Here is a 12,388-nt window from a genome sequence, read left to right on the forward strand (position 1 = left end):
CGTTGGGCCGCCGGCTTTGACAACGAGGGACCGGCGCCGCGATGCGACGAACTGAGGATGAGGCAGGGCGTGCGGAACTGCGCCGCGCCCTTCGCCCGGCACGTTCCCTGATCCTGACGGTGGCGCTTTTCTCGCTCACCGTCAACATGTTGATGCTGACCGGCCCGCTTTACATGCTTCAGGTCTATGACCGCGTGCTGGCCGGACGGTCGGAGGCGACGCTGCTGGCCCTGTCGCTGATCGCGGCGGCGATGTTCCTTGCGATGGCGCTGATCGATCACGCACGGGGCCGGATCGTGGCGCGAATCGGCGCGGCGCTCCAGCAGCGGCTGGATTTGCGGGTGTTCCGCGCGGCCCTTGCCCGCAGTGCGCGCGTGCCCTCGGACGGGGTCGCCGCCACCGCCCAGCGCGATCTGGAGGCGGTGCAGAAGCTCCTCGCCTCGCCGGTGTTCCTGGCGATGTGCGATCTGCCATGGGTGCCGATCTTCGTGCTGGGCCTCTTTGCCTTCCACCCCGCGCTCGGGCTGCTGGCGCTTGGCGGGGCGGGGCTGCTGGTGGCGATGACGCTGGCGAACCAAGCGCTTTCCGTCGCGCCTCTGGCGGAGGCTGCGCGCTGCGGCGTGCGGGCCGACCGTCTGTCGGACATGCTCAAGGCCGAGGCCGAGACGGTGCAGGCCCTCGGCATGACCGGCGCCGCCTTCGATCGCTGGCAGCGCGGACGCAGCGAGGCCTTGGCCGCCGCCCTTCGCGCCGCCGATGTCACCGGCGGTTTCGGCGCGGCGATCCGCACGCTGCGGCTGTTCCTGCAATCGGCGACGCTTGGCCTTGGCGCGTGGCTCGTGCTGAAGGCGGGCCTCAGCGGCGGGGTGATGATCGCAAGCTCGGTTCTGATGGGGCGGGCGCTGGCCCCGATCGACACCGCGATCGGGCATTGGCCGCTGGTGGCCCATGCATGGCAGGCCCGTGGCCGCCTCGCGGCCCTGCTGACCCGCCAGCCCGAGGCCGCCCCCCGCACCCCCCTTCCCCGCCCGCAGGCCCGGATCGAGGCGGCGGGCCTGTCGCTGATCCCGCCCGGCGGTGCGGCGCCGGTGCTGCGCAATCTGGCCTTCGCGGTCGGGCCGGGTCAGGCGGTCGGGGTCATCGGTCCCTCCGGGTCGGGGAAATCCTCGCTCGCGCGCGCGCTGACGGGGCTGTGGATGCCCGCTGCGGGCGACATCCGGCTGGATGGCGCGACGCTGGATCAATACGGGGCGGACACGCTTGGCCGCCTTGCCGGCTACCTTCCCCAGCGCGTGACGCTCTTCGACGGCACCATCGCCGAGAATATCGCCCGCCTCGGCGCCCCCGACCCGGAGGCGGTGGTCGCCGCCGCCCGCCGCGCCGCCGCCCATGAGATGATCCTGCGCCTTCCCGCGGGCTATGACACGCCCGTGGCCGCGATCGGCGGGCGCCTGTCGGGCGGGCAGATCCAGCGCATCGGCCTTGCCCGCGCGATGTATGGCGATCCGGTGTTTCTGGTGCTGGATGAGCCGAACTCCAACCTCGACAATGACGGCACCATGGCGCTGAACGCCGGTATCCGCGCGGTGAAGGCGGCGGGCGGCACCGTCTTCATCATGGCCCACCGCCCCGCCGCCATTCAGGAATGCGAGCTGCTCCTCGTGATCGAAGACGGGCTGCAACGCGCCTTCGGCCCCCGCGACACCGTCCTGCGCGAGATGGTGAAGAACCATACCGACATCGTACGCGCCGGGGCCGCGCCATGATCCTGTCCGCCCGAAGGTTCGTGATGCTGGGGTTCGTCACCCTTGGGCTGCTGCTGGCCGTCTGTGCCGGCTGGGGCGCACTGGCGCGGATCGGCGGCGCGGTGATCGCGCCGGGCGCGCTTCGGGTGCAGGATGACCGGCAGGTGGTGCAGCATCCCGATGGCGGGGTCGTGGATCTGATCGCCGTGCGCGACGGGCAGGCCGTCGCGGCGGGGGATCTGCTGCTGCGCCTCGATGGGGCCGAGCTAGAGAGCGAGCTTGCCATCGTCGAAGGCCAGTTGTTCGAAACGATGGCCCGGCGCGGCCGTCTGACCGCCGAACGCGCCGCCGCCCCCCGGATCGATTTCCCAGACGAACTCGTGCAGGTCGCCTCGGGGCGCGCCGACATCGCGGCCCTTCTGGACGGGCAGTCGGCGCTCTTTACCGCGCGGCGCGACACGCTGGATCGGCAGGTCGCTCAGCTGGGCCAACGGCAGGACCAGATCCGCAGCCAAATCGGCGGGGTGGACGCGCAGATGGCCGCCCTCGTGACGCAGCAGACGCTCATCGCGCAGGAGTTGGAGGCGCAGTGCAAACTCCTCGCCCTCGGTCTGACGCAGTTGAGCCGGGTGCTGGCGCTGGAGCGGGAGGAGGCGCGCCTTCAGGGCAGCACCGGCGAGTTGACCGCCCAGCGCGCCGAGGCCGAGGGCCGCATGACCGAATATGCGATGGAGGCCTTGCGCCTCGAAGCCTCGCGCCGCGAAGAGGCGGAAACCGCCCTGCGCGACCTTGGCCCGCAGGAGATGGAGCTGGCCGAGCGCCGCCGCGCGCTGATCCAGAAACTCTCCCGGCTGGATATCCGGGCGCCGGTGGCGGGCGTCGTTCTGGGCCTGTCGGTCACGACGCCGCGCGCGGTGCTGCAGGCGGCGCAGCCTGCGCTGTATCTGATCCCGCAGGACCGCCCCCTCGTGGTGGAGGCGCGGCTGCCCGCCATCAATATCGACGAGGTGGCGACCGGTCAGCCCGTCCGCGTCCTCTTCACCGCCTTTTCGGGCCGCGCCACGCCCGAACTCGCGGGGCATCTGTCGCTCGTATCGGCCGATGCCCTGCGGGACGAGGCGACGGGCGCCAGCTATTACCGAGTGGAGGTGACGCTGGACGACACCGCCGCCCTTGGCGGGCGGGCGCTCGTGCCCGGCATGCCCGTGGAGGCGTTCATCGCCACCGGCGATCGCAGCCCCCTTGGCTATCTGACGGCCCCGTTCACCGGCTATTTCCGGCACGCCTTCCGGGAAAGCTGACTTGCCGGGCGGCCCCCGCCCCGTTAGCGTCTGCGCACAAGACAACGGAGCCTGCGCATGACCATCGAAACCCGCCTTGCCGAACTGGGCCTGACCCTTCCCGACGCCCCGGCACCGGCCGCCAATTATGTGCCCTTCGTGCGCACGGGCAGCCAGCTGTTCATCTCGGGGCAGATCAGCCAGACGGCCGAAGGTCGGATCACCGGCAAGCTGGGCGCCGACATGACGCTGGAACAGGGCGCCGAGGCCGCGAAGGCCTGCGCGCTGAGCCTGATCGCCCAAGCCCGCGCCGCCTGCGACGGCGATCTGGAGCGGGTGGTCCGCCTCGTGAAGCTCGTCGGTTTCGTCAACTCCACCCCCGATTTCACGCAGCAGCCGCAGGTCATCAATGGCGCGTCCGATCTGATGGTCGCGGTCTTTGGCGATGCCGGACGCCATGCCCGCTCCGCCGTCTCTGCCGCCAGCCTGCCGATGGGCGTCGCGGTGGAGATCGAGGCCGTGTTCGAGATCCGCTGATGCGCCTGCCCCTGCCCCCTCCGTTCCTGCGCCGCCCCATCGCGCACCGCGCCCTGCATGACCGGGCCGCCGGGCGGGTGGAAAACTCGCGCGCGGCCATCCGCGCGGCGGTGGAGGCGGGGTACGGCATCGAAATCGATCTGCAACTGTCCTCGGACGGGGTGCCGATGGTGTTCCACGACGACACGCTCGACCGGCTGACGGAGGCCGCCGGGCCGGTTCGCAGCCGCACCGCCGCCGATCTCGGCGCGCTGACGCTGCGCGATGCCGGCGACGGCATCCCGACCTTGGCCGAGGTGCTGGGCATCGTCGGAACCGCCGTGCCCCTGCTGATCGAACTCAAGACCCAGTATCCCGCCGATGGCGCGCTGGAGCGGGCGACCGCCGCCGCGCTGCAACGCCATGCGGGGCCGGTGGCCGTGATGGGCTTTTCGCCCGATTCGGTGGCGCTGATGGCCGAACTCGCCCCCACGATACCGCGGGGGATCACCACCTGCTCGTATCGTTACGAAGACTGGCCCCGGCTGACGCGGCGCGATTGCGATCTGCTGCGCGAGATTCCCGATTACGAACGGGTGGAGGCGAGCTTCATCTCGCACGAAGCGGCGGATCTGGGCCGCGACCGGGTGGCCGAACTGAAGGCCGAAGGCGCGGTGATCCTGTGCTGGACCATTCGCAGCCAGCATGCCGAGGACGAGGCCCGGCGCATTGCCGACAATGTGACCTTCGAAGGCTACCGGGCGGCGAAACCGGCTTGACGCCGGCGGGCCGTGCATCAGCATTGCGGGCATGAGCATCCCGATCGAACTGACCGCGCATGACGGCTTCGGCGCCATTCCCGCCGAGGTCTGGGACGCGCTGGCCCAGCCCGGGCCGGGGCGCCCGCTGGACCCATTCACCACGCACCGCTTCCTGATGGCGCTGGAGGCGAGCGGCTCCACCGGTGCAGGCAGCGGTTGGCAGGCCCGCCCCCTGACGGCCAGCATCGACGGCCGCGTCGTCGCCGCCGCCCCGCTTTATGTGAAGGGGCACAGCCAAGGCGAATACATCTTCGATTTCGGTTGGGCGGATGCCTATGAACGGGCGGGCGGCGAGTATTACCCCAAGATTCAGATCGCCGTTCCCTTCACCCCTGCCACCGGCCGCCGCTTTCTGACCCTGCCGGGGTTCGAGGATACGGGCCGCGCCGCGCTGATGCAGGGGGCGATCGCGCTCGCCGAACAGAACGGCCTGTCTTCGGTCCACGCCACCTTCTGCACCGAGGCCGAGGCCGAGGCCGGCGCGGACTTGGGCCTGATGCCCCGCGCCAGCCAGCAGTTCCACTGGCAGAACCGCGGTTATGACAGTTTCGACGCCTTCCTTGCCGATCTTTCGAGCCGCAAGCGCAAGACCATCCGCAAGGAGCGCGAGGGCGCGATGGCCTTCGGCGGCACCATCCACAGCCTGACCGGCGCCGATCTGCGCCCCGAACATTGGGACGCTTTCTGGCGCTTCTATCAGGATACCGGCGCGCGCAAATGGGGCCAGCCCTATCTGACGCGGGCCTTCTTCGACGAGATCCACCGCAGCATGGCCGATGACATCCTTCTGGTCATGGCCGAGCGGGAGGGCCGCTGGATCGCCGGCGCACTGAACTTCATCGGGCGCGAGACGCTGTATGGCCGGTACTGGGGCAGTATCGAGCATCACCCCTTCCTGCATTTTGAGCTGTGCTACTACCGGGCGATGGATTGGGCGATCGCCCATGGCATTCCGCATGTGGAGGCGGGCGCGCAGGGCGAACACAAGCTGGCCCGCGGCTATCTGCCGACCGAGACGCATTCCCTGCATTGGATCGCCGATCCCGCCTTCCGCCGCGCCGTGGCGCAGTTCCTTGAGGCGGAGAAGGCGGCGGTGGACGAGGAGATCGAGATTCTGACCTCCTACGGTCCGTTCCGCCGCCTGTCCGAGGATTAGACCGCCTGAAGCATCATGTCCGCACCGGACACTTCGCAGGTGCCGGGGCTTTCCTCCAGATGCAGCACGCGCACCTCGCCATCGACGACATGCATCGCATAGCGGCGCGAACGGCCCATCAGGCCCGGGCCGGGGGCGTCGAAGGCCATGCCGATATCTTGCGTGAACTCTCCACGCGGATCGCCCAGCAGGGTCAGACCGGCGTCGAGCGCGCCCGTCGCCTCGCCCCATGCCTTCATCACGAAGGCGTCGTTGACGCTGATGCAGATGATCTCCTCCACGCCCTTGGCGCGCAGGGCGTCGGCGTGGCGCACGAATCCGGGCATATGCGCGGAATGGCAGGTGGGCGTGAAGGCCCCCGGCACGGCGAAGATCACGACATTGCGGCCCTTGATATGGCGAGCAAGATCCACCTGCTCCACCCCGTCGGCCCCGGCGCGTACCAGTTGCGCGCCCGGCAGGCGGTCTCCCTTGGCGATCGTCATGCGATCCGTCCCCTCGTGTTGCGTTTCCGTGGCGGCCAGATATAGGCTCCGCCGCGCAAGGTGGGAATGGCAAAGATGACGGATGTTGTGGTGGTGGGGGCCGGTCAGGCCGGCGCGGCATTGGCGGCGCGGCTGCGGGCCTTGGGCGCCGCAGGCCGCATCACCCTGATCGGAGAGGAGCCCCTGCCCCCCTATCAGCGCCCGCCTTTGTCCAAGGCCTACCTTCTGGGAGAGATGGGCGCGGACCGCCTGACGCTGCGGGCGGACGGGTTCTGGGCCGATCAGGGGATCGATCTGCGCACCGGCGCCCGCGTGACGGCCATCGACCGAGCGGCGCGCATCGTCAGGATCGGGGATGAGGCGCTGCGCTATGACGCGCTGGCGCTGACGACGGGGTCGGTCGCCCGCCGCCTGCCAAGCCCGCTTTCCGGCGTCTTCGCCGTGCGCAGCAAGGCCGATGTGGATGCGCTGCGCCCGCATGTGGTGGCGGGTGCGCGCATGGTGATCGTCGGCGGCGGTTATATCGGGCTGGAGGCGGCGGCCGTCGCAGCGCAGCTCGGGCTGGAGGTGACGGTGATCGAGGCCGCCCCCCGCATCCTTGCCCGCGTCGCCGGAGAGCCGACCGCCGCCTTCTTCCGCGATCTGCACCGCGCCCATGGCGTGCGCCTTCTGGAAGGGACGCCCCTCGCGGGGCTGGAGGGGACGGAGCGCGTTCAGGCGGCGGTGCTGGCAGACGGCAGGCGCATTCCCTGCGATCTGGTGGTTGCGGGGATCGGCGTCGATCCGGCCACCGCGCTGGCCGAGGCGGCGGGCCTTGCCATCCATAACGGCATCGCGGTGGATGCGCGGGGCCGCACTTCGGACCCGCATATCTGGGCCGCCGGCGATTGCACCAGCTTTCCCCATGACGGCGGCCGCATCCGCCTCGAATCCGTGCCCCACGCCATCGAACATGCCGAGGCGGTGGCCGCCAACATCCTCGGGGCCGATACCGATTACCGCGCCCGCCCATGGTTCTGGTCCGATCAATACGATGTGAAGCTGCAGATCGCCGGGCTGAACACCGGCCATGACCGGGTGGTGACGCGGCAGGACGGCGGCACCTCGTTCTGGCATTTCGCGGGCCAGCGGCTGCTGGCGGTGGATGCGGCGGGCGATGCCCGCGCCTATATGACCGGCAAGCGCCTGATCGAGGCCGGACGCTCCCCCACCCCCGAGGCGGTCGCCACCGCCGCCCATCTGAAGGATCTGCTATGAGGATCGTCGGCGGCCGCATGCGCGGCACCAAACTGGCCGAAGTCGGCAGCGGAGACCCGGCGGCGCATCTGCGCCCCACCTCCGACCGAGTGCGGGAGGCGATCTTCAACCTTTTGGTGAATGGCGGGTATGGCGATCCGCTGACCGGGGCGCGGGTGCTCGACCTCTTTGCCGGGACCGGCGCGCTGGGTCTGGAGGCGCTGAGCCGCGGCGCCGCCCGCGCCTCCTTCGTGGAGGATGGCACCGCCGGGCGCGCCCTTCTGCGCCGCAACGTGGAGATCACGCGCAGTCAGGGCATTACCGACATCTGGCGCCGCGACGCGACCCGCATGGGCGAGAATCGCGGCGCGCCCTACGATTTGGTGTTTCTGGACCCGCCCTATGGCAAGGGGCTCGGGGAACAGGCGCTCGCCTCCTGCCGGGCGGGGGGGTGGCTTGCCCCCGGCTGTCTGATCGTCTGGGAGGAAGGCACCGCCCCGGCCGCGCCCGAGGGCTTCACCCTTCACGATCAGCGCCGCTATGGCGAAACGCACATCACCTTCCTGCAGGGGGCATGACATGACACGGGCCGTGATCTTCGACTGCGACGGCGTTCTGGTGGACAGCGAGGCGGTGGCGCTGAACCTGATCGTCCACGACATGTGCGCGCATGGCCTTCCCATGGACCATGAGGGCGCAGAGCGGCTGTTCGTCGGCGGCACGATCCCCGCCGTCTTTCACAAGGCGCGGAGCCTTGGCGCCGATCTGCCCGATGACTGGGTGCAGGATCTCTATGCCCGCATGTTCACCCAATTGCGGCAGCACACGCCGCTGATGCCGGGGATTCCGCAGCTTCTGGACCGGCTGGACGCGGCGGGCATTCCCTATGGCGTCGGATCGAACGGCACGACGGAAAAGATGGCCATCACCCTCGGCCAGCATCCCGATGTGTGGCGGCGGCTGAAGGGGCGGGTCTTTTCGGGGCAGGAACTGGGCGTGCCGAAGCCCGATCCGGGCCTCTATCTGCATGTCGCGCGGTTCCTCGGCCACGATCCGGCCGATTGCGTCGTGATCGAGGACAGCGCCACCGGCGCGCGCGCGGCGCGGCTGGCGGGGATTCCCTGCTATGGCTATGCGGCGGCGGACCATCCGGGCCTGCGGGCGGAAGGGGCCATCCTCTTCAACGACATGGCCGCGCTTCCCGGTCTTCTGGGCCTCTGAGCGGGCTCAGCCCCACGTGGGGTGGAATTTCCCGGCGGGGGAGAGGGTGAAGATCTCGCACCCGTCGGCGGTGACGCCGATGGAATGTTCGAACTGCGCCGACAGCGATTTGTCGCGCGTCACGGCGGTCCAGTCGTCGGCCAGCACCTTCGTTTCGGGACGGCCGAGGTTCACCATCGGTTCGATCGTGAAGATCATCCCCTCCTCCAGCACGGCGCCGGTGCCCGCGCGGCCGTAATGCAGCACGTTCGGCGCGGCGTGGAACACGCGGCCCAGACCGTGGCCGCAGAAATCGCGCACCACGGACATGCGCTGCGCCTCGACGAAGGTCTGGATCGCGTGACCGATATCGCCGAAGGTGTTGCCCGGCTTCACCGCCGCGATGCCGCGCATCAGGGCGTCATGCGTCACCTCGATCAGGCGCTCGGCCTTGCGGGGCAGCGTGCCGGCAATATACATCCGGCTGGTATCGCCGAACCAGCCATCCACGATCACCGTCACGTCGATGTTCAGGATGTCGCCGTCCTTCAGCACCTTCGGACCGGGAATGCCGTGGCAGACCACATGGTTGATCGAGATGCAGGAGGCGTGTTGATAGCCCTTGTAGCCCTTGGTGGCCGAAACGGCACCATGACGCTCCACCTCGGCGTCGATGAAGGCATCGAGATCGCCCGTCGTCGCACCCGGCACGACCCGCGCCGCAACCGCGTCGAGGATCTCGGCCGCGACGGCCCCGGCCCGGCGCATGCCGGCATAATCCTCCGGCTCGTAGATGCGGATTCCTTGGCGGGTGACGCGGCCTCGGGTCTCTTCCAACGGATCGGTCCTTTCCTGTGCGGGCGACAAGATAACGTTTCCCGCCCATGAAAGCCAGCCCCGGGACTCGACCTTCGGGGGGAAAGCGGTTATGGGCTGCGGCTTGCCTTGGCCCGGAACCGCTTTGGTGATAGGCTGCCCCAGCGCCGGGGACATGCGGCGCGCCACTACTGGAGGACAATGTCCTGGCTCATTCCGATCCGTCGACCGGACTTCCGGTCGGGCCGCGCCCCGACATGAACGGCGCGGCGCAATCCCCCGATGCGCAAAGCGAGGCGATCCTTGCACGCATCCTTCAGTCGCTTGACGACGACAAAGCCGAAGAGATCGTGCAGATCGATCTGCGCGGCCGCTCGGACATGGCCGATTACATGGTCATCTGCTCCGGCCGTTCGTCCCGTCAGGTCGCCTCCATCGCCGAAAAGCTGATGGAGAACGTCAAGCAGGACTTCGGCCGCCTTTCGAAGGTCGAAGGCAAGGACACCGGCGATTGGGTGCTGATCGACACGGGCGATGTCATCGTCCACGTCTTCCGCCCCGAAGTGCGCGAGTTCTACCAGCTCGAAAAGATGTGGCTGCCTGCGGACCAGCAACGCTCGCCTCTCTGATGCGGGTGCATCTGTGCGCGGTCGGTCGTCTTCGGGCCGGCCCGGAAAAGGCGCTGGTGGACGATTACGTCACCCGCTTCGACCGGACGGGCCGCGCGCTCGGCCTCGGCCCTCTGACCCTGCACGAGGTGGAGGATCGCAAGGGCGGCGGCATGGAGGCGGAAGCCGACCTCTTGGCCCGCGCCGTCCCGTCGGGCGCGTTGATCTGCGTCCTCGACGAACGCGGGCGCACCTTCTCCAGCCCCGAATTCGCCACGCAGCTGGGACACTGGCGCGATGGCGGGCGGCAGGATGTCGCCTTTCTGATCGGCGGGGCGGACGGGCTGGCACCGGCGTTGCGCGATCGCGCCGATGCCGCACTGTCCTTCGGGCGGATGGTCTGGCCGCATATGCTGGTGCGCGCCATGCTGACCGAGCAGCTTTACCGCGCGGCCTCCATCCTTGCCGGATCGCCCTATCACCGCGTCTAGGCGGGCCGCACCGACAGATCGGCCCCGGCGGGCAGCCATGCATAACCGTTCGCGCCAAGCCGCAGCTCCGCCCCGTCCAGCACCGCGTTCCGGCCCGGCCCGATCGGCGCCCCCACCCCCGTAAGCGCCAGCGTCACCGGCCGCGGCCCAAGGTTGAAGACGCAGAGCGTCGCCGCCCCCTCCCCCTGCCGGACGAAGGCCAGCACCGGTTCGGGCAGGCCGTCCACGAACCGCGTCCGTCCCAGCCGCAGCGCATCGTCGTCCCGGCGGAAGGCGAGGATCGCGCGATAGGCGTTCAGCACCGAATCCGCGTCCGCCTCAAGGGCGGCGACATGGCGGGCGGCCTGCGGCGGCTTCACCGGCAGCCACGGCGTGCCGGTGGTGAAGCCCCCTTCGGCGCTGCCGTCCCAGACCATCGGCGTGCGGCACCCGTCCCGGCCCTTTTCGTCGGGCCAGAAGTTCAGGCCCTTCGGATCGGTCAGTTCGTGATACTCCATCTCGGTATCGGTCTGGCCCAGCTCCTCGCCCTGATAGAGGCAGACCGACCCTTCGAGCGACAGAAGCAGCGCCGCCGTCTGCCGCGCCAGATCGTCCGTCGCGCCATGTTCGGCCCAGCGGCCCGCATGACGCGGCACGTCGTGGTTGGAAAACGCCCAGCAGGGCCAGCCATCCGGTGCCCCCTCGAAGAAGGACTCGACGGCGCTGCGGAAGAACGCGGCCGAGAACGCATCCCCCAGCATCTCGAAGCTGTAGGCCATGTGCAGGCGGTGATCGCCGGCGGTGTAGAGGCCCATCACCTCGATCTGGCGCAGCGCGTCGCCCACCTCACCCACCATCATCCGCGCGTCGTAGCGGTCCGTCAGCGCGCGCATCCGTTCCAGCCACGGCACGTTTTCGGGGCGGGTCTTGGTGTAGATCTGATCCTGCATGTCATAGGGATTGACCGGCGGGCGATCGAAGGGCAGCGCCGGGTTCGAGCGCAGCTTTGGATCGTGGAAGTAGTAGTTCACCGTATCCAGCCGGAACCCGTCCACCCCGCGATCGAGCCAGAAGGTCAGCACGTCGAGGAAGTATTCCTGCACCTCGGGGCAGTGGAAGTTGAAGGTGGGCTGTTCGGGCAGGAAATTGTGCATGTAATACTGCCGCCGCCCCGCATCCCATGTCCATGCCGAGCCGCCGAAGATCGCGAGCCAGTTGTTCGGCGGGCTGCCATCGGGCTGCGGATCGGCCCAGATGAACCAGTCGGCCTTGGGATTGGTCCGGTCGCGGCGGCTTTCGGCGAACAGCGGGTGATCCTTGGCGCAGTGACTGATGACCTGATCGACGATCACCTTCAGGCCAAGCCCATGCGCCGTTTCCAGCAGCGTGTCGAAATCCGCCAGCGTGCCGAAATCGGGATGCACGCCGAAATAATCCGACACGTCATAGCCCATATCCAGCATCGGCGAGGGATAGAACGGCGACAGCCAGATCGCATCCACCCCAAGCGAGGCCACATGCGGCAACCGCTGCGTGATGCCCGGCAGATCGCCGATGCCATCGCCGTTCGAATCCTGAAACGACCGGGGATAGATCTGATAGGTCACCGACCCGCGCCACCAGTTCTGCATGAAGCACCTCCCTTTTCCTTCACCCTAGCCGAGTGCGCGCGCATTACCAGCGCCATGCTTCGGGGTGCCCAAAGGGCGCGGCGCGCTATCATTGCAGGAAAGGCGCGGGATCGGCCCGCACGAAGGAGGGATGAATGGAAGACGTTCTGCAAGGCATCGGTTGGGTCGCGCTGATCCTGATGGTGGTGATCGGTGCGGCGGCGGGCTGGCTGGCGGCGCTGGTCGCGGGCGGGCACCGGGCGCGGTATGTGGCGATCGGGGTGATCGCGGCGGTGGCGGCGCCCTTGGTGATCGGGCTCTTGGCGGGCGGGGTGCTGCTGGCGGGCGGGCTGCTGGCGGTGATCCTGATGGCCGTCATCGGCGCGGCGGTGGTCCTCGTCATCGCCAAGCTGGTCTTCGACTGATCCCGCCGGTAGAACGGGGC

At 69.1% G+C, this 12,388-nt stretch carries 14 protein-coding genes; 11 read left to right on the top strand and 3 right to left on the bottom strand.

What is annotated here, in order from left to right:
- Positions 1-41 precede the first annotated feature (41 nt).
- Genes GR316_RS06600 through GR316_RS06620 form a run of 5 tightly spaced genes read left to right on the top strand, consistent with a single transcriptional unit; the run spans position 42 to position 5,518 of the window.
- Positions 42-1,766 carry a type I secretion system permease/ATPase gene (locus GR316_RS06600; protein ID WP_211783175.1) on the top strand — a complete coding sequence of 575 codons (1,725 nt, stop codon included), beginning with the start codon at positions 42-44 and terminating at the stop codon, positions 1,764-1,766.
- Positions 1,763-3,046 (top strand): HlyD family type I secretion periplasmic adaptor subunit, encoded by a 1,284-nt coding sequence (locus GR316_RS06605; protein ID WP_211783176.1) that lies wholly within the window; start codon positions 1,763-1,765, stop codon positions 3,044-3,046. The genes GR316_RS06600 and GR316_RS06605 overlap by 4 nt, the downstream gene beginning before the upstream one ends.
- Positions 3,047-3,103: 57 nt before the next feature.
- Positions 3,104-3,562: a RidA family protein gene (locus GR316_RS06610; protein WP_211783177.1), complete on the top strand. Its 459-nt coding sequence runs from the start codon at positions 3,104-3,106 to the stop codon at positions 3,560-3,562.
- Positions 3,562-4,320: a glycerophosphodiester phosphodiesterase family protein gene (locus GR316_RS06615; RefSeq protein ID WP_211783178.1), complete on the top strand. Its 759-nt coding sequence runs from the start codon at positions 3,562-3,564 to the stop codon at positions 4,318-4,320. The genes GR316_RS06610 and GR316_RS06615 overlap by 1 nt, the downstream gene beginning before the upstream one ends.
- A gap of 31 nt (positions 4,321-4,351) precedes the next feature.
- Positions 4,352-5,518 (top strand): GNAT family N-acetyltransferase, encoded by a 1,167-nt coding sequence (locus GR316_RS06620; protein WP_211783179.1) that lies wholly within the window; start codon positions 4,352-4,354, stop codon positions 5,516-5,518.
- Here GR316_RS06620 and GR316_RS06625 read toward each other — a convergent pair.
- On the bottom strand, positions 5,515-6,003 hold the full coding sequence (locus GR316_RS06625) for a peroxiredoxin (protein WP_211783180.1): 489 nt from the start codon (positions 6,001-6,003) through the stop codon (positions 5,515-5,517). The genes GR316_RS06620 and GR316_RS06625 overlap by 4 nt on opposite strands.
- 75 nt (positions 6,004-6,078) lie before the next feature.
- On the opposite strand from GR316_RS06625, the gene GR316_RS06630 reads away from it, so the two are divergent.
- From GR316_RS06630 to GR316_RS06640, 3 genes are read left to right on the top strand one after another with little or no spacing between them, the layout of a single operon-like run.
- On the top strand, positions 6,079-7,260 hold the full coding sequence (locus GR316_RS06630) for an NAD(P)/FAD-dependent oxidoreductase (protein ID WP_211785133.1): 1,182 nt from the start codon (positions 6,079-6,081) through the stop codon (positions 7,258-7,260).
- Positions 7,257-7,817 (top strand): 16S rRNA (guanine(966)-N(2))-methyltransferase RsmD, encoded by a 561-nt coding sequence (gene rsmD, locus GR316_RS06635; protein WP_211783181.1) that lies wholly within the window; start codon positions 7,257-7,259, stop codon positions 7,815-7,817. Before GR316_RS06630 ends, rsmD begins: the two co-directional genes overlap by 4 nt.
- Before the next feature lies 1 nt (position 7,818).
- On the top strand, positions 7,819-8,460 hold the full coding sequence (locus GR316_RS06640; protein WP_211783182.1) for an HAD family hydrolase: 642 nt from the start codon (positions 7,819-7,821) through the stop codon (positions 8,458-8,460).
- Between the two features lie 6 nt (positions 8,461-8,466).
- Here the strand turns inward: GR316_RS06640 and map are convergent, their stop codons facing one another.
- Positions 8,467-9,276: a type I methionyl aminopeptidase gene (gene map, locus GR316_RS06645; protein WP_249218718.1), complete on the bottom strand. Its 810-nt coding sequence runs from the start codon at positions 9,274-9,276 to the stop codon at positions 8,467-8,469.
- 236 nt (positions 9,277-9,512) lie between these two features.
- On the opposite strand from map, the gene rsfS reads away from it, so the two are divergent.
- Positions 9,513-9,884: a ribosome silencing factor gene (gene rsfS, locus GR316_RS06650; RefSeq protein WP_211783184.1), complete on the top strand. Its 372-nt coding sequence runs from the start codon at positions 9,513-9,515 to the stop codon at positions 9,882-9,884.
- The gene (gene rlmH / locus GR316_RS06655) at positions 9,884-10,354 is read left to right on the top strand and encodes a 23S rRNA (pseudouridine(1915)-N(3))-methyltransferase RlmH (RefSeq protein ID WP_211783185.1); all 471 of its coding nucleotides are present in this window, start codon (positions 9,884-9,886) and stop codon (positions 10,352-10,354) included. Before rsfS ends, rlmH begins: the two co-directional genes overlap by 1 nt.
- Here the strand turns inward: rlmH and GR316_RS06660 are convergent.
- On the bottom strand, positions 10,351-11,964 hold the full coding sequence (locus GR316_RS06660; protein ID WP_211783186.1) for an alpha-amylase family glycosyl hydrolase: 1,614 nt from the start codon (positions 11,962-11,964) through the stop codon (positions 10,351-10,353). The two genes, rlmH and GR316_RS06660, sit on opposite strands and share 4 nt — an antisense overlap.
- A 134-nt stretch (positions 11,965-12,098) precedes the next feature.
- Here GR316_RS06660 and GR316_RS06665 point away from each other — a divergent pair, with 134 nt between their 5' ends.
- Entirely contained in the window at positions 12,099-12,368 is a 270-nt protein-coding gene (locus tag GR316_RS06665; protein WP_211783187.1) for a GlsB/YeaQ/YmgE family stress response membrane protein, read from the top strand.
- The last annotated feature ends 20 nt before the right edge of the window (positions 12,369-12,388 follow it).

Source organism: Falsirhodobacter algicola, from assembly GCF_018279165.1.
In the GTDB taxonomy this organism is placed as follows: Bacteria; Pseudomonadota; Alphaproteobacteria; order Rhodobacterales; family Rhodobacteraceae; genus Falsirhodobacter; species Falsirhodobacter algicola.